General features: G+C 72.8%; 24 protein-coding genes. 16 read left to right on the top strand and 8 right to left on the bottom strand.

The features are described 5' to 3' along the window. The first annotated feature begins 323 nt into the window (after positions 1–323). The gene (locus AMY39116_RS0340020) at positions 324–929 is read left to right on the top strand and encodes a bifunctional 4-hydroxy-2-oxoglutarate aldolase/2-dehydro-3-deoxy-phosphogluconate aldolase (RefSeq protein ID WP_020423208.1); all 606 of its coding nucleotides are present in this window, start codon (positions 324–326) and stop codon (positions 927–929) included. Here AMY39116_RS0340020 and AMY39116_RS0340015 read toward each other — a convergent pair. Next, on the bottom strand, positions 919–1,905 hold the full coding sequence (locus AMY39116_RS0340015; protein WP_020423207.1) for an NAD(P)-dependent alcohol dehydrogenase: 987 nt from the start codon (positions 1,903–1,905) through the stop codon (positions 919–921). The two genes, AMY39116_RS0340020 and AMY39116_RS0340015, sit on opposite strands and share 11 nt — an antisense overlap. A gap of 92 nt (positions 1,906–1,997) precedes the next feature. Between AMY39116_RS0340015 and AMY39116_RS0340010 the strand changes: the two genes are divergently transcribed. Next, positions 1,998–2,690, top strand: coding sequence for an alpha/beta fold hydrolase (locus AMY39116_RS0340010; protein WP_020423206.1), 693 nt, complete (start codon positions 1,998–2,000; stop codon positions 2,688–2,690). A 40-nt stretch (positions 2,691–2,730) separates the two neighbouring features. Here AMY39116_RS0340010 and AMY39116_RS0340005 read toward each other — a convergent pair whose 3' ends face one another. Continuing rightward, on the bottom strand, positions 2,731–3,192 hold the full coding sequence (locus AMY39116_RS0340005; protein WP_020423205.1) for an OsmC family protein: 462 nt from the start codon (positions 3,190–3,192) through the stop codon (positions 2,731–2,733). Continuing rightward, positions 3,189–3,824 (bottom strand): GntR family transcriptional regulator, encoded by a 636-nt coding sequence (locus tag AMY39116_RS0340000; protein ID WP_020423204.1) that lies wholly within the window; start codon positions 3,822–3,824, stop codon positions 3,189–3,191. The genes AMY39116_RS0340005 and AMY39116_RS0340000 overlap by 4 nt, the downstream gene beginning before the upstream one ends. A 53-nt stretch (positions 3,825–3,877) precedes the next feature. Here AMY39116_RS0340000 and AMY39116_RS0339995 point away from each other — a divergent pair, with 53 nt between their 5' ends. The 5 genes from AMY39116_RS0339995 (at position 3,878) to AMY39116_RS0339975 (ending at position 7,796) form a co-directional block, all read left to right on the top strand. Next, on the top strand, positions 3,878–4,609 hold the full coding sequence (locus tag AMY39116_RS0339995; protein ID WP_020423203.1) for a peptidase E: 732 nt from the start codon (positions 3,878–3,880) through the stop codon (positions 4,607–4,609). Positions 4,610–4,688: 79 nt separating this feature from the next. After that, complete coding sequence (locus AMY39116_RS0339990) at positions 4,689–4,955, top strand: DUF1876 domain-containing protein (protein WP_020423202.1); 267 nt, start codon at positions 4,689–4,691, stop codon at positions 4,953–4,955. Between the two features lie 28 nt (positions 4,956–4,983). Further along, the gene (locus tag AMY39116_RS0339985) at positions 4,984–6,015 is read left to right on the top strand and encodes an alcohol dehydrogenase catalytic domain-containing protein (protein WP_020423201.1); all 1,032 of its coding nucleotides are present in this window, start codon (positions 4,984–4,986) and stop codon (positions 6,013–6,015) included. A gap of 57 nt (positions 6,016–6,072) precedes the next feature. Continuing rightward, complete coding sequence (locus AMY39116_RS0339980) at positions 6,073–6,639, top strand: RNA polymerase sigma factor (RefSeq protein ID WP_020423200.1); 567 nt, start codon at positions 6,073–6,075, stop codon at positions 6,637–6,639. Then, positions 6,636–7,796, top strand: a complete 1,161-nt coding sequence (locus AMY39116_RS0339975) for a hypothetical protein (protein WP_020423199.1) — start codon at positions 6,636–6,638, stop codon at positions 7,794–7,796. The genes AMY39116_RS0339980 and AMY39116_RS0339975 overlap by 4 nt, the downstream gene beginning before the upstream one ends. A gap of 21 nt (positions 7,797–7,817) precedes the next feature. Here AMY39116_RS0339975 and AMY39116_RS0339970 read toward each other — a convergent pair whose 3' ends face one another. After that, positions 7,818–8,468 carry a nitroreductase gene (locus AMY39116_RS0339970; RefSeq protein WP_020423198.1) on the bottom strand — a complete coding sequence of 217 codons (651 nt, stop codon included), beginning with the start codon at positions 8,466–8,468 and terminating at the stop codon, positions 7,818–7,820. Positions 8,469–8,532: 64 nt separating this feature from the next. On the opposite strand from AMY39116_RS0339970, the gene AMY39116_RS0339965 reads away from it, so the two are divergent. Next, on the top strand, positions 8,533–9,330 hold the full coding sequence (locus AMY39116_RS0339965; RefSeq protein ID WP_020423197.1) for a sigma-70 family RNA polymerase sigma factor: 798 nt from the start codon (positions 8,533–8,535) through the stop codon (positions 9,328–9,330). 36 nt (positions 9,331–9,366) lie between these two features. On the opposite strand, the gene AMY39116_RS0339960 is transcribed toward AMY39116_RS0339965, so the two are convergent. Continuing rightward, the gene (locus tag AMY39116_RS0339960; RefSeq protein ID WP_020423196.1) at positions 9,367–10,689 is read right to left on the bottom strand and encodes a cytochrome P450; all 1,323 of its coding nucleotides are present in this window, start codon (positions 10,687–10,689) and stop codon (positions 9,367–9,369) included. 75 nt (positions 10,690–10,764) lie between these two features. On the opposite strand from AMY39116_RS0339960, the gene AMY39116_RS0339955 reads away from it, so the two are divergent. Then, on the top strand, positions 10,765–11,358 hold the full coding sequence (locus tag AMY39116_RS0339955) for a TetR/AcrR family transcriptional regulator (RefSeq protein WP_020423195.1): 594 nt from the start codon (positions 10,765–10,767) through the stop codon (positions 11,356–11,358). 310 nt (positions 11,359–11,668) lie between these two features. Beyond that, complete coding sequence (locus AMY39116_RS0339945; protein WP_020423193.1) at positions 11,669–13,237, top strand: DASS family sodium-coupled anion symporter; 1,569 nt, start codon at positions 11,669–11,671, stop codon at positions 13,235–13,237. Between the two features lie 49 nt (positions 13,238–13,286). On the opposite strand, the gene AMY39116_RS0339940 is transcribed toward AMY39116_RS0339945, so the two are convergent. Genes AMY39116_RS0339940 through AMY39116_RS0339930 form a run of 3 tightly spaced genes read right to left on the bottom strand, consistent with a single transcriptional unit; the run spans position 13,287 to position 16,101 of the window. After that, complete coding sequence (locus tag AMY39116_RS0339940; RefSeq protein ID WP_020423192.1) at positions 13,287–14,690, bottom strand: glycine cleavage system protein T; 1,404 nt, start codon at positions 14,688–14,690, stop codon at positions 13,287–13,289. After that, complete coding sequence (locus AMY39116_RS0339935; RefSeq protein WP_020423191.1) at positions 14,687–15,385, bottom strand: 4-carboxy-4-hydroxy-2-oxoadipate aldolase/oxaloacetate decarboxylase; 699 nt, start codon at positions 15,383–15,385, stop codon at positions 14,687–14,689. Before AMY39116_RS0339935 ends, AMY39116_RS0339940 begins: the two co-directional genes overlap by 4 nt. After that, entirely contained in the window at positions 15,382–16,101 is a 720-nt protein-coding gene (locus AMY39116_RS0339930) for a PIG-L deacetylase family protein (protein WP_027936645.1), read from the bottom strand. Before AMY39116_RS0339930 ends, AMY39116_RS0339935 begins: the two co-directional genes overlap by 4 nt. A 162-nt stretch (positions 16,102–16,263) precedes the next feature. Here AMY39116_RS0339930 and AMY39116_RS0339925 point away from each other — a divergent pair, with 162 nt between their 5' ends. From AMY39116_RS0339925 to AMY39116_RS0339900, 6 genes are read left to right on the top strand one after another with little or no spacing between them, the layout of a single operon-like run. Continuing rightward, entirely contained in the window at positions 16,264–17,109 is an 846-nt protein-coding gene (locus AMY39116_RS0339925) for a methylenetetrahydrofolate reductase (RefSeq protein ID WP_039792092.1), read from the top strand. After that, entirely contained in the window at positions 17,106–17,969 is an 864-nt protein-coding gene (purU, locus tag AMY39116_RS0339920; RefSeq protein WP_020423188.1) for a formyltetrahydrofolate deformylase, read from the top strand. The genes AMY39116_RS0339925 and purU overlap by 4 nt, the downstream gene beginning before the upstream one ends. A 10-nt stretch (positions 17,970–17,979) precedes the next feature. Continuing rightward, a complete protein-coding gene (locus tag AMY39116_RS0339915; RefSeq protein ID WP_020423187.1) occupies positions 17,980–18,324 on the top strand; it encodes a protocatechuate 3,4-dioxygenase in 345 nt (114 codons plus the stop codon). Further along, positions 18,317–19,165 (top strand): class III extradiol dioxygenase subunit beta, encoded by an 849-nt coding sequence (locus AMY39116_RS0339910; protein WP_039792090.1) that lies wholly within the window; start codon positions 18,317–18,319, stop codon positions 19,163–19,165. The genes AMY39116_RS0339915 and AMY39116_RS0339910 overlap by 8 nt, the downstream gene beginning before the upstream one ends. Continuing rightward, positions 19,162–19,863, top strand: coding sequence for an alpha/beta fold hydrolase (locus AMY39116_RS0339905; protein ID WP_020423185.1), 702 nt, complete (start codon positions 19,162–19,164; stop codon positions 19,861–19,863). The genes AMY39116_RS0339910 and AMY39116_RS0339905 overlap by 4 nt, the downstream gene beginning before the upstream one ends. A gap of 13 nt (positions 19,864–19,876) precedes the next feature. Next, a complete protein-coding gene (locus AMY39116_RS0339900) occupies positions 19,877–20,152 on the top strand; it encodes a muconolactone Delta-isomerase family protein (protein ID WP_020423184.1) in 276 nt (91 codons plus the stop codon). Positions 20,153–20,508 lie beyond the last annotated feature (356 nt).

The raw sequence follows: 20,508 nt of genomic DNA, 5'->3' as shown, positions 1-20,508 counted from the left end.
AGGTGGTTCGGTGAGGGCTGTCTTGGTGCTGGGCGAGCGGTGGGGGTGGTTCGGTGAAATTGCTGTCACGGGGCCGGTTGGCGTCCGTGGGGTGCTGGCGGGGGCGGGGGTGGTCCGGTGCTGGTTGGGGGCCTGGTGGTGCTGGGCGGATCGGCGGGGGTGGTCCAGTGAGGCTGCTGCCGCCCGCCCAGTCGGGCCGGTGGAGGTGGTTCGGTGAACCTGCTGTCGCGGCGCTCGGTGGCGCGCGGGCCGGGCGGGGCTGGTCCATTCAGGTTGCTGACGGGGTGCCCGGCGGAGCCGCTCGGGTCGGCGGGGGTGGTCCGGTGAGCCTGCTGTCGCGGTGCCCGGTCGTGCCTGTGGTCGTGCTGGACGAGCCCGCGCAGGCGCTGCCCCTCGGGGAGGCGCTGCTCGCCGGCGGCATCGGCGTCGTCGAGATCACCCTGCGCACGCCCGCGGGCCTGGAGGGCATCCGGCGGCTGTCGGCGTTGCCGGAACTGCTGACCGGCGCCGGGTCGGTGCTGCTTCCGTCGCATGTGGACGCGGCCGTCGAGGCGGGCGCTCGGTTCCTGGTCAGCCCGGGCGTGTCGGCGGACGTGGTCGCCCGCGCCGCCGCCCACGGCGTTCCCGCGCTGCCGGGCGTGGCGACCGCGACCGACCTGATGGCGGCCACCGCGCTCGGGGTGGGCGAGGTGAAGTTCTTCCCCGCCGGCCTGCTCGGCGGCCCGGCGGCGATCCGCGCGCTCGCCGCCCCCTTCCGCGGTGTCTCCTTCATGCCCTCCGGCGGCGTGACCGCGGGCAACATGCACGACTACCTGGCGCTGCCGATGGTCCCCGCGGTGAGCGGCAGCTGGATGGCCGAGCCTGCGCTGCTGCGCGAGGGCCGCTGGGACGAGGTCACCGCCCGCGCAGCGGCGGCCCTCAGAGCGTGATCACCACCTTCGCCCGCGCGTGTTCGGTCTCCAGGTAGCGGATCGCCTCCGCCGTCTTCTCCAGCGGGAAGTCCCGGTCGATCTCCGGCTCCACGCGGCCCGCCTCGATCAGCTCCGTCAGCGCCGTGAGCAGCTCCCGGTTCGACGAGCCGGAGAAGTCCGCGATCCGCTGCCGGGTGAACCGCGACGCCAGCCGCCCGCGGGTGATCAATCCCATCGGGCCGAACACGCTGCCGCCGCGCGACACGCCTCCGCCGGAGAGCAGGAGCGTGCCCTTCGGCGTCAGGACCCGGCGCAGGTCCGCGAGCGAGCGGTTCCCGACGAGGTCCAGCACCAGTTCGTAGCGGCTCGCGCTCCGGGTGAAGTCCTCGCGCGTGTAGTCGACGACGTGGTCCGCGCCGAGCGAGGTCACCAGTTCGACGTTGCGCGTGCTGCACACCGCGGTCACCGTCGCGCCCAGCGCCTTCGCGATCTGCACCGCGAACGTGCCCACCCCGCCGGACGCGCCGTTGATCAGGACGTGCTGTCCCGCCCGCAACCGCCCGGCGTCCCGCAGCCCGACGAGTGCGGTGCTGCCGGCGAGCGGCACCGCGGCGGCCTGCTCGAAGGTCAGCTTCGCCGGCTTGGGCGCCAGCCGTTCCGCGGGCACGCACACGTACTCGGCGAAGGCGCCGTCGGACTCGCCGGTGTCGCCGTACACCTCGTCGCCGGGGGACAGGCCGGTGACGCCGTCCCCCACCGCGTCGACGACGCCGGCCACGTCCCGGCCCCGGATGCGGAACCGCGGGCCGCGCAGGGATCGCGCGGCGAGGCGGAGGACGTAGGGGTCGCCGCGCATGATGTGCCAGTCGTAGGCGTTGACCGCGGCCGCGCGCACGCGGACGAGGACCTCGCCTGCCGACGGCCTCGGCTGGTCGGTCTCCTGCAGGGAGAGCACGTCGGGTGAGCCGTACCGGTCCTGGACGATCGCCTTCATCGGAAGCCTCCGTGTCGTGGCGGTACGGCGACGGTAAGGCGATCCCGGTAAATCCGGTATCGGGGACACCCCTGACGTTCTAGGCTCTGCCGATGATCGTCATCCTCGTCCCCGGCTTCTGGCTCGGCGCGTCCTCGTGGCGCGACGTCGAACCCGTGCTGACCGCCGCCGGCCACACCGTGCGCGCGCTGACCCTGCCCGGCCTCGAAGCGGCCGCCGACCGCAACGGGATCGGCGTGCGCGACCACGTCGCCGCCATCGTGGCCGCGATCGACGCGGAGGACGAGCCGGTGGTCCTGGTCGGTCACTCCGGCGGCGGGCCCCTCGCCTACGCCGCCGCCGACGCCCGCCCGGACCGCGTGGCGCGGATCGTCTTCGTCGACGCCGGGCCGCTGGCCAGCGGCGCCTCGATCAACGAAGCCCTGCCCGCCGAGGGCGCCGACGTGCCGCTGCCGGACTGGGCGGCATTCGAGGAAGCCGAGCTGGCCGGGCTCACCGGCGAGCTGCGCGAGCGGATGCGCGCCGAGGCGGTTCCCGAGCCGGCCGCGGTGACCCGCGAACCGGTCGAGCTGTCCGACGAGCGCCGCCGCGCGATCCCGGCGACGGTGATCTGCACGTCGATGCCGTCCGCCCAGGTGCGTGAGCTGATCGGCGCGCAGCACCCGTACGTGGCCGAGCTCGCGGCGCTGAGCGACGTGGATCTGGTCGACCTGCCGACCGGGCACTGGCCCCAGTTCAGCAGGCCGGCCGACCTCGGCGCGGCGATCGTGGCCGCGCTCGGTTAGTCCACTCCGGACGTCTCCGCGGCCGGCCAGGCCACTCCCGTCAGGCGACGTGGATCACCGGTGCGTGGTGGACCGGGAAGTTCACCGAGTTCGCGATGAAGCACAGCTCGTGCGCCCGGTGGTGCAGTTCGGCGGCCTTGTCCGCCGCGCTCGCGTCGGTGATCGTGACTTCGGGGTGCAGGGTCACCTCGGTGAAGTGCCCGCCGCCGCCGGGGGTTTCGGCCATGCGGCCGGTCGCGGCGTCCCGGTAGCCGGTGACGGTGATGCCGTGCCGGGCGCACAACGCCAGGTAGGTCAGCAGGTGGCACTGCGACAGCGAGGCCACCAGCAGCTCCTCGGGGTTCCAGCGGGCCGGGTCGCCGAGGAAGGCCGGGTCCGCGGTCGCCGCGATGGGCGGCTTGCCCTCGGCGGTGACGTCGTGGCCGCGGTCGTAGGCGCGGTAACCCCCGGCGGTGGAGCCGTTCCAGGTGACCGTGACCTCGTAGCCGTGTTCCTTGCTCATCGGGGTGCTCCTCCGGGTAGTGCGGACAGGGTGCTCAAGACGTGTTCGCGGGCCAGGGCCGCGGCCGACGGCCCGTCGCCGCTGGTGATGGCTTCGACGAGGCGGCGGTGCTCGTCGTCGACCTGGCCGGTGCGGCTGGGGGCGGTCAGGGAATCCCGTGTGGACACGAGGATCCGGTCCCACACGCGGTCGAGGAAGCCGAGCGCGAGGGAGTTCCCGGCCAGGACCGCGACGTGCCGGTGGAACTCGCGGTTGTGCCGCACGCCGGTGATCAGGTCGCCGGCCCGGGTGGCGCGGTCCGCGTCGCCGGCGAAGCCGGTCAGCCGGGCCAGCGCGGCGGGCGCGATCTCGCCGGCCTGCTGGCGCTGGGCGGCCAGCTCGGCGGTAAGCGCTTCCAGCGAGGCGCGAACGAGGTAGGCCTCCCGCAGTTCCGCGTCGCTCAGCCGGATCACGGTGACACCCCGCTGCCCGCTCTCGACCAAGCCGTCGCTTTCCAGGCGCCGCAACGCCTCCCGCACCGGCGTGCGGCTCACGTCGAGCCGCTGCGACAGGTCCAGTTCGGTGAGGCGCTGCCCGGCCGGGAAGGCTCCGCCGACGATCAGCTCCCGCACGCGGTCGTACGTCGTCTCCACGGCATGCACTGTATACAATGCATGCAAGCAACGCCAGTCCGTAGGATCACGGCATGGCAGCCGACGAACCGACGATCCTGGCCACCTCCGGCGGCGTCCGGGCCTCGGCGCGACTGGACTGGGAGGCCGGCCCCCTGACGCGGTACGCGGTCGAGCTCGCCGGCGTCACCGGCCGCGCGCCGCGGGTGTGCTTCCTGGGCACCGCCTGCGGCGACGACCGCCGCCTGACCGCGACCTTCTACGAGAACGCGTGGCGCGAGGGGTGGGCGGGCAGCCACGTGGCGTTGCTGCCGATGCCGAACATCGCCGACCTCGCCGGGCACCTGCTGTCCCAGGACGTGATCTGGGTGTGGGGCGGCAGCGTCGCCGGGCTGCTGGCGCTGTGGCGGCTGCACGGCCTGGACGTGGTGATGCGCGACGCGTGGCAGGCCGGGGTGGTTCTCACCGGCGTGTCGGCGGGCTCGATCTGCTGGCACACCGGGGGCACGACCGACTCGTTCGGCCCCGAGCTGCGGCCGGTGACCAACGGGCTCGGCCTGCTCCCGTGGTCCAACGGCGTCCACCACGACAGCGAACCCGCCCGGCGGCCGCTGTTCCAGTCGCTGGTCGCGGACGGCACCCTGCCACCCGGCTACGCGACCGACGACGGAGCCGGACTGCTCTACCGCGGCGGCGAACTCGCCGAGGCGCTCGCCGAGCGGGACCGCGCCGGGGCGTACCGGGTGGAGCGCGGCCCGGACGGCGGCGCGGTCGAGACACCCCTGGACGTGCGCCGGATCCGCTGACGCACGCGGTGACTTCCGGCCCTTCCTGCGCCCCGCCGGGCGGAGCAGCGTGGAAGCCGGAGACCACCGGGAGGCTGCCATGCGGGACAAGAACTGGCATGTCGACATCGTGATCGACGAGCACGAGACGCGGACCCGCGCCACGGCGCGGCTGCACACCGGCGAGCGGACCGGCCTGGTCGGGATCGGGACCGCCCGCCTCAACCCGGCCGACACCAACGTGCCCGAGATCGGGGACGAGCTGGCCACCGCGCGGGCGCTCAGCGACCTGGCGCACCGGCTGCTGGACGCGGCCGCGGGCGACATCGAGGAAGTGACGCACCAGCCCGCGCACCTGCGGTACTGACAGCGCGGCCGGCCAGGGGAGGACCGTGATGAAAGCGGCCGTCGTGCCCGAGACCGGCGCGAAGCTGGAGATCCGGGACCGCCCGGTGCCGGAGCCGGGACCGGGCCAGGTGCTGGTCCGGATGCTCGCCAGCGGCCTGTGCCACACCGACGTCCACCTCCTGCGGGGCGACTGGCCGCTGCGGCCGCGCCCGTCGACCGTGCCGGGGCACGAGGGTGTCGGCGTGGTGGAGGAGCTGGGGCCCGGCGCCTCGCTGCACCGGCCGGGGGAGCGCGTCGCGATCAGCTGGCTCGGCTCGGCGTGCGGGCACTGCGAGCACTGCGTGTCCGGCTGGGAGAACCTGTGCGAGGACCAGTGCGACACCGGGTGCTCCGCGGACGGCACCTTCGCCGAGTACACGCTCGCCGATGACCGGTACGCCGTGGCGGTCCCGGAGGAACTGTCCGCTGTGGACGCCGCCGCGCTGACGTGCGCGGGGACGGCCGCGTTCCGGGCGGTCAAGGTGTCCCGGCTTGCCGCGGGTGAGCTGGTCGCGGTGTTCGGCGTGGGCGGGCTCGGGCACCTCGCGATCCAGTACGCCCGCATGGCCGGCGGCCGCGTGGTGGCGGTCGACGTCGACGACGAGAAGCTGGACCTGGCCCGCCGGGTGGGCGCCGACCACCTCGTCGACGCCCGCTTCGCCGACCCGTCCGTCGAGATCGGCCTCTTCGGCGGCGCCGGCGTCGCGGTCGCGCTGGCCCCGTCCGCGGAGTCCGTCGCCCAGGCCTACCGGTCGCTGCGGCGCGGCGGGCGGCTGGTGTGCGTCGCGCTGCCCGCCCGCGGCGCACTGACGGTGCCGCTGTTCGACGCGGTGACCGGCGGGAAGACGGTGACCGGCTCGATCGGCGGGACCCGCCGCGACACGGCCGACGTGTTCGCGCTGCACGCCGCCGGGCGGACCTGCGTGGTGGCCGAGACCCGCGCGCTGGAGGACGTCAACACCTGCCTCGCCGAGCTGCGGGCCGGCGAGATCCCGGCCAGGGTCGTGCTCGACCTCGGCGCGTCGCTCTGGTCCCTGTGACAACATTGGGCGCGGTGACAACATCGAGCGCCGTGCCGGCCACTGTCCGGTGTGACCATGCAACTGACCGGGCTGGGGGTACCGGTGGAGCCGGGCGACGCCGATCTGTGGGCGCGGGGTGATCGCGAAGCCTTCGCGGCGCTCTTCGAACGCCACGCGCAGGCGGTGTGGAACCACGCCTACCGGCTGACCGGCTCCTGGGCCAGCGCCGAGGACCTCACCTCCGCGACCTTCCTGACCGCCTGGCGCAAGCGCGCCGACCTCACCCTGGTGCGCGACAGCGCGCTGCCCTGGCTGTTCACCGTCGCGGGCAACCTCGCGCGCGACGAGCACCGCGGCCGCACGCGGCGGCTGCGGCTGCTGCGCCGGATGCCCGATCCCGCGCCGGTGTCCGACCACGCCGACGGCGTCGCCGACCGCCTCGACGGCGAAGCGCGCCTGCGGCTGATCATCGACGCCGTCCGCGCCCTGCCCGCGGCGCAACGGCAGGTCGTCGAGCTGTGCCTGCTCGGCGAGCTGCCGGTCGCCGACGCCGCCGCCCTGCTCGAGGTCGCCGAGGTGACCGTGCGTGCGCACCTGTCGCGCGCCCGCGCCCGGCTCCGTGCCCTGCTGGAGGAGAAATGAGCCACACCCTGCCGCCGCGCCGTGAGCTGCCGCCCGAGGTGCGCGAACGGATGCGCGCCACCGTGCGAGCCGGGATGGCCCCCCGCCGTGGCCGCGCCCTCGTGGCCGGCGCTGCCGTGATCGTGCTCGTCGCCGGCGTGCTGGTCGGCGCCCAGTTCTTCCGCTCGTCCGCGCCGGTTCCCGTCGGCTCCGGTGGTGTCGACGACCGGTGCTGGGGCGCGATCGAGTCCGCGGGCAAGACCGGGCAGGTCCCGCCGCGGGAGGAGTGGCGCGCCACCGGCAGCCGCGTGCTCGGCGACGACGTCGTCACCTCCTACCTGGCCGGCGGCAGGCCGGTCTTCTGCGAGACCACGGCGACCACGGTCACCGTGTCCGATCCGTCCGCCGAGCCGGCCTACGCCGCGGGCAGCCGCACCGGGCTGCTGCTCTACACCGGGACGGGACTGGCCGCCGGGGTCGCCGATCCGTCGTGGCCGAGCATCGAGCTGTCCCTGCCCGATGGCCTCGGCATCACCGTCGAGCGGGTCACGCCGGGGACCGGTGTGTTCACCGCGTTCACCGCGACCGACCCGGCGACCACCACCCTGTGGGCCGGGAAGTCGGTCGAGGGCCAGCGGACCCGCCCCGGTCCGCGGGTCGAACTGCCGCCGGCCCCGGCGCCGCTGGTCAGCATCGTCGACCAGCCGGGTGACCGGACCTCCCCCGCCGGGCGCGCGCTCGGCGAATGCCTGGCCGCGCTGCCCGCACCGCCCGCCGACGCCGACGCTTACCAGCCCGGCGGCCTGCTGGAGCACGGGCCGTACCGCGTGGTGCTGGGGCGCAGCGCCGAGCACATGATCGCGTGCGTCAGCGCGCCCACCGGACCGTCACTGCACCTCGACACGTTCCTGGGCAGGTCGATTCCGGTCCGTCGGCTGTCGGTGCCCGCGCAGGCCGGGAAGGTGCCCTTCGTGGGCCTCGTGCCCCGGTCGGCCACGAGCGTGGTCGCAGACTTCGGCACCGGGGAGCCGGTCACCGTGCCCGTCGTGAACGGGACGTTCGCGGTCTGGCTGCCCGACGGCGCGAAGCCGGTGTACCCCGACACGGGCGAGGCCTGGGTGCGGGTGCTGGACGCGCGGGGCGCCGCCCTCTACAACGGCCCGGTCGTGCTGCGGTGACCGGCCACAGTGGACGGTGACTCAGCCGAGGAAGGTCACGGTCTCGGTGAGCGGGGCGCGTTCGGTGCGCTCCGGGGTCACGGCGGCGTAGCCGATGGACAGGCCGCAGAAGAGCACCAGCCGTTCCGGCGGTGACACCACCTCGGCCACCGTCGTGCGGTAGACCGACCACGCCATCTGCGGGCAGCTGTCCAGCCCCTCCGCGCGGAGCAGCAGCATCACCGTCTGCAGGTACATGCCGGCGTCCGCCCACTGGGCGGCGCCCATGATCCGGTCGAGGTAGCAGAACAACGCGGCCGGGGCGCCGAAGCACTCCCAGTTGCGCGCGACCGTGGCCTGCCGGGCGGCGGCGTCGTCCCGGGGGATGTTCCGGTAGCGCCGGGCCGCCGCCGCGGACCGGCGTTCCCGGTACGGGGTGGGCAGATCGGGCGGGTACATCGGGTACTCGCGCGGGTCGCCGGGGTCGCCTGTCGCGACGCGTTCGAGCGTCCGCTTCTTCAGGTCCGCCAGCGGCGCGCCGGTCACCACGAACACGTGCCACGGCTGCAGGTTTCCCCCGGACGGCGCCCGCGCCGCCGCCCGCAACACCCGCGAGAGCACCTCGTGTGGGACGGGCGTGTCCCGGAAGGAGCGCACCGCCCGGCGCGTCGCGACCGCTTCGTAAACGTCCACAGTGTCCTTTCCGCTCGTGAGTGGTCCTAAAGTGGTGACGACCGACGGCGGCGAAAGGTGACCGGTGGACTTCAAAGCGCATCGCGAGCAGCTGACCGGCGTGGCCTACCGCATGCTCGGCTCGCTCGCCGACGCCGAGGACGCCGTCCAGGAGACGTGGCTGCGGATGGCGCGCGCGGACACCAGCGAGGTGCGCAACCCGGCCGGCTGGCTGCGGACGGTGCTGTCGCGGGTGTGCCTGGACATGCTCCGGCAGCGCGCCCGACAGGAGCCCGTGGAGGAACCCGGTCCCGCGCCGGGCGCGGACCGGGAAGTGCTGTTCGCCGACGAGGTGGGCCGCGCCCTGCTGGTGGTGCTGGACCGGCTGGGCCCCGACGAGCGGGTCGCGTTCGTGCTGCACGACGTGTTCGCCGTGCCGTTCGACGAGATCGCCCCGATCGTCGGCCGCACCACGGCGACGGCGAAGAAGCTCGCCAGCCGGGCACGCGCGAAGGTCCGCGGCACCTCCCCGAGCCCGGACGCGGCCGGGCAGCGACGGGTGATCGAGGCGTTCCTGGCGGCGTCCCGGACCGGCGACCTCGACGCGATCGTCGCGGTGCTGAGCCCGGACGTGGTGCGCCGCGCCGACGGCCGCCCCGAGGTGCGGGGCGCCCGCCACGTGGCGGAGGAGATCGTCGTGTTCGGCCGGAACGCGCGGTTCGCCGACTTCGCTCTCGTCGACGGCGAACCGGGTCTGGTGATCGCGCCGGACGGCCGCCTCCGGCTGGCGATCCGGTTCACGATCAGCCGCGGACTGGTCGCCGGCTACGAGCTGATCAGCAGCCCCGCCCGCCTGGCGCGGACCGCACTGGCTCGGGCGTGAGGTCCGATTCGGACGGTCAACGTGCTCCGACCGGGGTCAGCGCAGCCGCGCCGGCAGGTGTTCGAAGCCCCGCAGGATGCGGGTGCCGCGGCGGGTCGCGCCGGGGGTGAGGCGGAGGTCCGGGAAGCGGTCGAACAGCGTCCGCAGACCGACCTCGCCCTCCATGCGGGCCAGCGCGGCGCCCAGGCAGTAGTGCCTGCCCGCCGAGAACGAGATGTGCTCGCGGGCGTTCTCGCGGCGGACGTCGAACCTCGCGGGGTCCTTGAAGACCTCCGGGTCGCGGTTGGCGCCGGCCAGGATCGTCGTCACCACCGAGCCTCCGCGGACCCGCACGCCGCCGATCTCGGTGTCGCGCAGGCAGGTGCGCCCGGTGAGCAGCACCGGCGGGTCGACGCGCAGGATCTCGTCGACCGCGTTCGGCCACAGCGACGGCTCCGCGCGCAGCGCGGCGAGCTGCTCGGGGTGGTCGTGTAGCAGGGTGATGCCGTTGCCGAGCAGGTTCACCGTCGTCTCGAAGCCCGCGGCGAGCACCAGCCCGGCGGTCGCCCGCAGTTCCAGATCGGTCAGCCCGACCCCGTCCTCGCGTGCCGCGACCAGCTGGCTGAGCAGGTCGTCGCCGGGGTGGGCGCGCAGGCGGTCCAGGTGGTCGCCGAGCCAGGCGTCGAAGTCGGCCAGCGCCGACTCGACCGCGCGGAACTCCCGCCACGGCAGACCGAGGTCCAGGCTCGGCGCGGCGGCGGTGCCCAGCTCCAGCACCCGCTGCCGCTGCTCCGGCGGCACCCCGAGGATCTCGGCGATCACGGTCACCGGCAGCAGCGCGCAGTAGGCCTCGACGAGGTCCACCGGGCGGTCCGGGTCCAGCGCGTCCAGCAGCTCGCGGGCGATCTCCTCGGTGCGGGCCCGCAGCTTCTCCACCGCGCGGACGGTGAACACGCGGGTCACGAGCTTGCGGTAGCGGGTGTGGTCCGGCGGCTCGGTCGCCAGCAGCGACGGCGGCGCGATCGGGTGCAGCGTGTCCGACGCCGACCACTCGCTCAGCCGCGCCAGCACCCCGTCGGACCCGGCGCCCACGCCGGCGCGGAAGTCGTTGCTGGTCAGCACTTCCCGGACCGCCGCGTGGCTGGTCGTGACGTAGGCGAAGGAGCCCTTGTAGAGCGGGCCGTGGCCGCGGATCTCGTCGAACAGGCCGGACAACGCGGCGGTGGGGGAGACCGCGGCTTCGGCGACGAGCCGCGCCTGCAGGTCGCCGCGCCGGGCCGCGGCGCGCAGGACCGTGCGGGGCAGCGCGTGGCCGATGCCCCAGCGCACCACCGGTTTCAGGCCGTCCTGCAGCCGGGTCGTCACGACATCCACCTCCACCGTGGTACCGCCGAGTACCAGGCACGGTAGAGCCGGACGTGCCGCCCGGTCAAGCGGCTGGGTTAGGTTGACCGCGTGACGGACGTCGACGTGGCGGGCACCGGGTTCCGCGACCGGCTGCTGCAGGGCATGGCCGCCGCCCTGCGCGAACGGGACTACCACGACGTCACGATCGCCGACGTCGTGAACCACGCGCGCACGTCGAAGCGCACCTTCTACGAGCAGTTCGCGAGCAAGCAGGAGTGCTTCGTCGAGCTGCTGCGGCAGACCAACGCGCGGATGATCCGGGACATCGCGGCCGCGGTCGAGCGGGACGCGCCCTGGCAGGCGCAGGCGCGTCAGGCGGTGGAGGCGCTGATCGCGTCGATGGAGAGCGATCCCGCGCTGTGCCTGAGCTGGATGCGGGCGGCGCCGTCGCTGGGCGAAGCGGGCCGCGCGCTGTCCCGCGAGACGATGGACTCGTTCGTGGCGTTGATGCGCACGCTGGCGGACACGCCCGAACTGCGCGCGGCCGGCGTGGTGCCCCCGTCGCGGGAGCTGGCGATCACCCTGTTCGGCGGGCTGCGCGAGCTGATCGCGATCACCCTGGAGGAGGGCGGGAACCTGGCGGGCACGGTGGACGTGGCGACCGAGGTCGTCATGCTGATCATGGGCCCCCGGGCACGCTGACCTGCTCGACGGCCGTCGCGCTCGCCGGGCGGGGGTCCCGCGGGACGACGATCCCGTTCACCGGTGCGAGCATCAGGCGTTGCCCATGACCGCGGTGCCGCGGTAGCACCATGCCCGCGAACTCAAGGCCCTCGCCGAGGTCCACCTCCCGCGGCAGCCTGTTGCCCCCGGGGCATCTCCCTCGGGATCGGTGCACGGTTCGTGAACAGCCGACCGAGACCGGACACGAAAGAGTGACGTGCGTCACGTTCGTCGCTATCGTCCCTTTATGTCCACAAGTGAGGAACGCACCAGAGAGCGTACGGAGAGCGTGACCTCGGCCCTGCTGACCGGCGGCACCTACCGGGGCCTCGCGGAGCAGAAGCTGTCCCCGGCGGAGGAGCGGTTCGAGCGGGCCCGGCGGACCGTCGGCTTCGTGCTCGCCCCGCTCGTGACCATCGTCTTCCTGTTCGTGCCCACCGCGCTGGACTCCAGCCAGCAGACCCTGGCGGCGGTGCTGCTCGGCGTGGTGGTGCTGTGGGTGTGCGAACCGGTGCCGATCCCGATCGGCGGCCTGATCGGGGTCGCCGCCATCGTGGTCCTCGGCGTGCTGCCCGCCGACGACGTGCTGGAGCCGTTCGGCTCGTCGACGGTGTTCGTCTTCATCGGGGCGTTCATCCTGGCCCAGGCGATGCTCCGGCACGGGCTGGCGCGCCGGTTCGCCTTCTTCATCCTCTCCGTCCCCGGCGTCGGCCGCAGCACCTGGCGCGTCATCGCCGCGCTCGGGTTCGTCACGTGCGTGCTGTCGGCGTTCATCTCCAACACCGCGACGGTCGCGATGCTGCTGCCGACCGCGGTCGGCCTGCTGACCGTCATCGCCGAGCTGATCCGCACCCGGACGCCGGAAGGGGAGCGGTTCGACCCGCTGCGGCTGCGGGTGGGCATCGCGCTGATGCTCGTCCTCGCCTACGGCGCCAGCGTCGGCGGGCTGCTCACGCCGATCGGCTCGCCGCCCAACCTGATCGGCCGCGGCCTGATCGAGGAGGCCACCGGCGAGCGGATCTCGTTCCTGCAGTGGACCACGATGGCGCTGCCCGCCTGCGTGGCGATGTTCGTCGTCCTGATCGTGCTGCTGATCCTGCTCAACCGCCCGGAGATCAAGAAGCTCACCGGCGTCGAGGAGTACGTGGCCGGCGAGCGGGCGAAGCTGGGCGGGTTCTCGGCCGCCGAGCGCAACACCCTGATCGCCTTCAGCATCACCGTCGTGCTGTGGGTGACGCCCGGCATCGTGGCACTGGTGGCAGGCAACGACTCCCGCGCCTACGAAGTGGTCAGCGACCGGCTCGACGAGGGCATCGTCGCCGTCCTCGGCGCGGCGCTGCTGTTCGTGCTGCCGACCAACTGGCGGGAGCGCCGGTTCACGCTCACCTGGTCCGAGGCCGCCCGCATCGACTGGGGCACCATCCTGCTGTTCGGCAGCGGCATCATCTTCGGCTCGCTGCTGGCCGACACCGGGCTCGCGGAACGGGTGGGCAACGGGCTGGCCGGCGCGCTCGGGATCGGCAGCGGGATCGCGCTCACGGTCTTCGCGGTGCTGCTGGCGATCCTGGTGTCCGAGACGACCTCCAACACCGCGTCGGCGGCGGTGGTCGTGCCGATCGTCATCCCGATCGCGATCGCCGCCGGGGTCGACCCGTTCACCCCGGCGCTGGCCGCGACCTTCGCCGCGTCGTTCGGGTTCATGCTGCCGGTGTCCACGCCGCAGAACGCGATCGTCTACGGCTCCGGCGCGGTGCCGATCACCAAGATGATCCGCTCCGGCGCGGCGTTCGACGTCATCGGCGCGATCCTGATCATGCTGCTGATCCCGGTGATGGTCGCCGCGGTCGGGTTCGCGTGATGGATGACCGGTCGCCACCCCCGTCGGGTGGCGACCGGCCGGTCCGGGGTCAGACGGTCACGGCGGTGCGCCAGCCCGGCTGGTAGGTCTCGCGGGCCATGACCGAGTAGGGCGCGGGGCTGACGATCGCGCGGACGGCGAACTGTTCGTGCGGTTGGACGGTGGTCTTGCGGCTGCCACCGCCGGGCTCGCCCCAGACGACGCGGACCTCGGCGCCGAGGGGGACGTCGGGATTGATGGTGGCGAGGGAGAGGGCGGTGCGTTCGTTGGCGCTGTAGCCGGTGAACAGGGACAGTCCGATCACGTTGCCGTCCGCGTCGAGGATCGAGTCGAAGTTGGAGGATCCGTAGTTGGCGTTGGGCAGGTCGAAGAACTGGTAGACCGGGCCGTCCTTGGCGACCGGGTTGGCCAGGAGTTTGCCGACGTCCTCGGCGTTCCAGGCGAGGGTCACCTTGCGGCGTTGGGTGTCCGGGTCGATGGCGGCGAGGGCGTCGCGGCCGATGAAGTCGTGGTCGAACTTGACGAAGCCGCCGTAGCCGAGCTCCCAGGGGTTGAGGTAGTAGTCGCGGATGTCGTCGGAGACGAAGCTGCCGGCGAGCGCGTTGGTGGCTTCGTAGCTCTCGGCGGGCAGCCACTCGCGGTACGGCCGCAGTTCCTCGGCGGTGTAGACGGCGGGCAGCGGCGAGGGGATCCAGCCGGATTCCAGGGTGTTGCAGGAGTAGGCGCGGGCGCCGCAGGGTTCGAGGCCGAACTCGCGGCCGGCTTCCAGGATGGCGTCGCGGATCTTGTCGTAGGTCTCGTACGGGCCCCAGATCTCCAGTCCGGGAGCGCCGGCCATGCCGTGGCGCAGGGTGCGGACGCGCTCGCCGGCGATGGTCAGGTAGCCCATGCGGAAGAACTTGACCTGCTCGACCGGGCCGCCGTTGACTTTCTCGATGACGTCCCATGCGCGCGGTCCCTGGATCTGGAAGCGCCACAGGTCGCGGGTGACGGGTTTGCCGTAGGGGCGGGAGGGGGAGCGCTGGTCCAGCCGCAGGTCGACGTTGTAGCCGCGGGTGGCCTGGTAGGTGAGCCAGTTGGCGACCGGGGCGCGCCCGACGAAGACGAACTCCTCCTCGGCGAGGTGGAACAGGATGCCGTCGCCGATCACGCCGCCTTCGGGGGAGACCGGGACGAACTGCTTGGCGGTGTTGACCGGGAACTTGGCGACGCTGTTGATGCCGGTGTCGGAGATGAGCTTGAGCGCGTCCGGGCCGGAGACGAACAGGTTGACCATGTGGTGGCTCTGGTCGAACAGCACCGCGGTCTCGCGCCAGGCGGTGACCTCGCGGCGGAAGTTGGTGAACTCGCTCGGCACGACGGGGTAGATGTAGGCGCCCAGCTGGGAGTTGCGCAGCAGCTCGACCGGGTTGCCTGCCTGGTCGAGCACTTCCTGCAGGTTCTTGGCGGTCATGCGGGTGATCCGTTCTGGTAGGGGACGTAGGTGACGCCCAGGTCGGTGAGCTTGCTGCGCAGGCCGTAGCGGTCGAGGCCGAGTTCGCCTTCGCGGAAGGCCTTCCGCGTGGCTTCTTCCTTCTCCGCGCGGGTGCGGGACTTGTCGAGGGCGAGGTCGAGGTCGGCGCGGGGCACGACCATGACGCCGTCGTCGTCGGCGAGGACCACGTCGCCGGGGTGGATCAGCTGCCCGCCGACGACGACGGGCACGTTGACCGCGCCCGCGGTGGCCTTGACGGTGCCCTGCGCGGACACCGCGGCCGACCACACCGGGAAGCCCATGGCACGCAGGTCGGCCACGTCGCGGACGCCGGTGGTGGTGACCAGCCCGCGCACGCCCCGGTACTGCAGTGCGGTGGCGAACAGTTCGCCGAACAACCCGTCCTGGCAGGGGGAGGTGGTGGTGACGACGAGGAGGTCGCCGGAGCGGCACTGTTCGACGGCCGCGTGGATCATCAGATTGTCGCCCGGCCAGCACAACACCGTGACAGCGGTGCCGCCGACCCGGACACCGTCCTGGATCGGGCGCAGCTCCGGGCCGAGCAAACCGGTGCGCCCCAAGGCTTCGTGCACGGTCGCCACGCCGAATTCGGCGAGCGCGTCCACTTCCTCGATGGGGGCGCGCGGAGGATCGGTGACGACGACCGTCCTCATGCGAGTTCCCCGGTGACCTGCGGGTAGAGGCGCATGTAGGCCTCGCCCATGGTGTGGTGCGGCAGCCCCAAGTTCGGGCCGGCGTTGCGCTTGACCTGCACGCCACGGCGTTTGGCGAGATCGGTGTAGTAGTCCCACATGTGCTGCTGCGCGGGCAGGCACTCCATCGCCTTGCGTTTGGTGTCGAACACCTCGGTGATGTCCAGCAGCACGTTCGGTTTGAAGTCGCATTGCTCCGGCTGGTGCGGCTCGAAGAAGAACACCGGCGGCGCGCCCAGCGGCTCGCCCGGGGCGTCGTAGCCGATGGCCTGCGCCAAAACCCGCGCCTGCAACGCCATCCGCGCGGCCGCGGGGTGGTCGCCGTTGTAGGGGTCGGCCAGCGGGTGCGTCAGCACCACCGACGGGTTGACCTCCCGGTAGACACGCACCATCCGGTCGACCAGCTCAGGGGTCTCTTGCAGCGGGTAGTCGCCGGCGTCGAGGAACTCGATCTCCGCGCCCAGGACTCCGGCGGCGTTTTCGGCTTCGCCGCGGCGGATCTTCTTGATCTCGTCCAGCGTTTTGCCCTCGCGCCAGGCCTTCGCGGACTCGCCGCGCTCGCCGAAGCTCAGGCACAGCACCTTGGCCCGCCGGCCCCGGCTGGTGGCCAGGGCGATCGCACCCGCCGCGCGCCAGACGAAATCCCCCGCGTGCGCGCTGACCACCAGTAATGTCATCGCCTTCTCCTCGTGTCGTCGTCGGCACCCACGATGGACACTAGGAGCCACGCGGGGCCGCCGTGAGGTCCTCCAGACGGCTCCGGCGTGCGTCATTTGTCGCGCCCGGGGCTGTCTCGATGCCGGGCGAAACCCCGCGCCGGCTCGGGTCTACTGGGCTGCATGAGCCACTCCGGTCGCCTGGCGGATCTCGTGCGCGCCATGAGCTACGAGGTCATGCCGTTCCCGAGCACCGAACGGAACGTCCTCGAGCACGTGCCGGTGACCGTGCCGCTGACGGTCACGGTCACCGAGGCGAAGGGGCTCGACACCACCCTCGACCTCACCGAACGGCTGCTCGGCCACGGTTACCGCGCTACCCCGCACCTCGCCGCGCGGCTGTTCCGCGACGACCGGCACGTCGCGGACGTGGCGTCCCGTCTGCGGGAGGCCGGCGCCGACTCGGTGTTCGTCGTCGGCGGCGACGCACCCGCTCCGGCCGGTCGCTTCCCGGACGCGTACTCGCTGCTGCAGGCGCTTGAGCGCGCCGGGCACTCCTTCCGCCAGGTCGGCATCGGCGGCTATCCCGAAGGGCACGGCGTGATCCCGCAGGAGGCGGTCGACCTCGCGCTGAAGCAGAAGGCGCCGCTGGCCACGCGGATCCTCACGCAGATCTGCTTCACCGCCGCGACCACGCACGCGTGGGCGGAGCGGATCGCCGCGTCCGGCATCGACCTGCCCGTGCACGTCGGCATCCCCGGCCCGATCAACCGACAGAAGCTGATCCGCATCTCGGCCGGCCTCGGTCTCGGCCAGTCCGCGCGGTTCCTGCGCAAGCAGCAAAACCTGTTGTGGCGGTTCCTGCTGCCCGGCGCCTACCAGCCCGGCAAGCTGGCGCGGCGGCTCGCGTCCCGGCCCGCCGGGAACATCCGCGGCCTGCACATCTTCACGTTCAACGAGCTCCAGGGCACGGAACGGTGGCGGCAGGGCCTGCTGGCTTCGCTCGGCGCCCGGGACGGCCGGTCATGATCGTCGCCGAGGACTACGGCAGGCTCATCGTGCAGGGCGCCGACCGGCCGGGCATCGTCTCGGCGGTGTCGGCGATCCTGGCCGGGCACGGCGCCAACGTGGTCACCCTTGACCAGTCCACCAGCGACCCCGCAGGCGGCCGGTTCTTCCAGCGCACCGTCTTCCACCTGCCGGACCTGCCGTCGAAGCTGCCCGCGCTGGGCGAGGCGCTGGACGCGAAGCTGGTGGACGAGCTCGGCCTGACCTACCGGCTGGTCGAGGCGCGGCGGCACAAGCGCGTGGCGATCCTGGTGTCCAAACTGGACCACTGCCTGCTGGACCTGCTGTGGCGGCAACGGCGCGGCGAACTGCGCATGACGGTGCCGATGGTGATCTCCAACCACCCCGATCTCGGCGACGACGTCCGGCAGTTCGGCATCCCGTTCTTCCACGTGCCGGTGGAGAAGGAGCGCAAGGCCGAGGCGGAGAAGGAACAGCTGAACCTGCTCAAGGGCAACGTCGACCTCGTGGTGCTGGCCCGGTACATGCAGATCCTGTCCGGCGGGTTCCTGGACGAGCTGGGCGTGCCGGTGATCAACATCCACCACTCGTTCCTGCCCGCGTTCATGGGCGCGGGCCCCTACCAGCGGGCGAAGGAACGCGGCGTGAAGCTGATCGGCGCGACCGCCCACTACGTCACCGAGGACCTCGACGAGGGGCCGATCATCGAGCAGGACGTCATCCGCGTGTCGCACCGCGAGTCCGCCCGCGACCTGCAGCGCCGCGGCGCCGACGTGGAACGGCTCGTGCTGTCCCGCGCCGTGTCCTGGCACTGCGACGACCGAGTCATCCGCGACGGCAACACCACCGTCGTCTTCTGAAGGAGGGGACATGGGCCAGGCACGCGACGACTACGTCCTGGATCTCGCGGCCAGCAGGCGGGGCTACGCCCTGAACCGGATGTGCCTGTCGCTGAAGGACGCCGCCAACCGCGAGCGGTTCAGCGCCGACGAGGCCGCCTACTGCGATGCCTACGGGCTGTCGCCGGAGCAGAAGAAGGCGGTCCTGGAACGGGACTGGACCGGGATGCTCGACCTGGGAGCGTCCATTTTCTACACCTACAAGCTGGCCATGATGGACCGGAAGTCGATGCAGTACCTCGGTGGCGTGTTCACCGGGATGACCGCGGAGGAGTTCGCGGCGGCGCTGCGCTCGGGAGGGCGGAAGTTTGGCTGAGGTGATCTGGGGTCTGGCGACCTCGCACGTGCCCTCGATCGGCGCGGCGATGGACAACGGCAAGACCGGCGACGAGTACTGGAAACCGTTGTTCGACGGCTACGCCCCGGCCCGGGAGTGGATGGCGCAGCACACGCCGGACGTGGCGATCGTGGTCTACAACGACCACGCCAACGCGGTCGACCTGGACCTGGTGCCCACCTTCGGCATCGGCACCGCGGAGTCCTACCAGGTGGCCGACGAGGGCTGGGGCCCGCGCCCGGTGCCCGTGGTCAAGGGCGCACCGGAGCTGAGCGAGCACCTGGTGCGCGAGCTGGTGGACGAGGGGTTCGACCTGGCCACCTTCCACCGCCTCGACGTCGATCACGGGCTGACCGTGCCGCTGTCGGTGTACTGCCCGGAGCCGGGCGAGGCGTGGCCGTGCCGCGTGATCCCGTTGCTGGTCAACGTGATCCAGTACCCGCAGCCGACCGCGGCCCGCTGCTACGCGCTGGGGCAGGCGCTGGGGCGGGCGATCCGGTCGTTCCCCGGCGCGGAGAAGGTCGCCGTGTTCGGCACCGGCGGGATGTCGCACCAGCTGGCCGGCGCGCGTGCCGGGCTGATCAACAGCGAGTTCGACCGGATGTACCTGCAGGCGATCGAGACCGAGCCGGCGAAGCTGGCCGCGCTGACCCGCGAGGACTACATCCGGCTGGCCGGGACGGAGGGGATCGAGCTGATCATGTGGCTGGTGATGCGTGGCGCGCTGAGCGAGAACATCCGGCGGGTGCACGAGACCTACCACGTGCCGGCGTCCAACACCGCCGCCGGGATGGCGCTGTTCGAGGAGCTGGGCGCATGAGCACCTTCGTGCTGGTGCACGGCGCGTGGCACGGCGGCTGGGTGTGGCAGCGGGTCGCGCCGCTGCTGCGCGCCGCCGGGCACGAGGTGCACACGCCGACGCTGACCGGGGTGAGCGATCGCGCGCACCTGCTGAGCCCGTCGGTCGGGCTGGGCACGCACGTCGAGGACGTCGTGGCCCTGATCGAGGCGTGGGACCTGGACGACGTGGTGCTGGTCGGGCACAGCTACGCGGGGCAGGTGATCACCGGCGTGGCCGACCGGGTGCCGGACCGGGTGGCGCGGCGCGTGTACCTGGACGCGTTCGTCGGCGACGACGGCGAGGCCGCGGTCGACCTGCAGCCGGAGACGATCGCCGGCCACTACCGCGAGTCGGTCGCCACGGCCGGGTTCGGGTGGCTGATCCCGGTGCGGTCGCTGCGGGTGCTCGGGGTGACCGAGCAGTCCGATGTGGACTGGCTGAGCGCGCGGCTGACCCCGCACCCGTGGCTGAGCTACACCGAACCGCTGCGCCTGACCGGCGCGGTGGAGCGGGTGCCCGCGGCGTTCGCCGAGTGCACCGACTGGATGCGGGTCTTCCAGCCCCACGCCGAGCGGGCCGCCGCGCGGGGCTGGCCGGTGCACACGATCGCCACCGGCCACGAGGCGATGGTCACCGCGCCCAAGGAACTGGCCGGCCTGCTGTTGTCCCTGGTCTGAGGAGGAGTCTTTCGTGGAGTTCCTGGTCCGCACCGAGAACCGGCTGCCGGCTGACACGCCCGGCCAGACCCGCGACCAGCTGCGCAAGGCGGAGCGGGAGCGGGCGATGGAGCTGCGGGCGGACGGCGTGCTGAAGCGGCTGTGGCGGGTCCCCGGCCGCAACGCCACGATCGGCCTCTACGAAGCCGAGGACCCCGCCGCCCTGCACGACGCGCTGACGTCGCTGCCGATGTGGCCGTGGATGGACGTGACGGTGGAGGCACTGGCGACGCATCCGCAGGAGCGCTGAGCGCGCCAGGGCTTCCCGGAGGAGCGGGCGCTCCCGGCGCGTTCCTGGGAGCGCTGAGTGCGCAGGGTTTCCCGGAAGTGCAGGGCACTCGGCGCGTCCCTGGGGATGCGCAGCGCGTCGCCGGTGGGGAGGGCGCCGCGGCCTCGCCGTGGCGGGCTCGGGCCGCGGTGGCGCTGCTCGCCTGCAGGCGTGCGAAGCGCCCCCCGGAGGAGCGGGCGCTCCCGGCGCGTTCCTGGGAGCGCTGAGTGCGCAGCGTTTCCCGGAAATGCAGGGCACTCGGCGCGTCCCTGGGGATGCGCAGCGCGTCGCCGGTGGGGAGGGCGCCGCGGCCTCGCCGTGGCGGGGTCGGGCCGTGG

The organism is Amycolatopsis sp. ATCC 39116 (genome assembly GCF_000231075.2).
GTDB lineage: Bacteria > Actinomycetota > Actinomycetes > Mycobacteriales > Pseudonocardiaceae > Amycolatopsis_E > Amycolatopsis_E tucumanensis.
The sequence above is the reverse complement of the archived record's forward strand: the minus strand, read 5'-3'. Positions and strand labels throughout refer to the sequence as shown.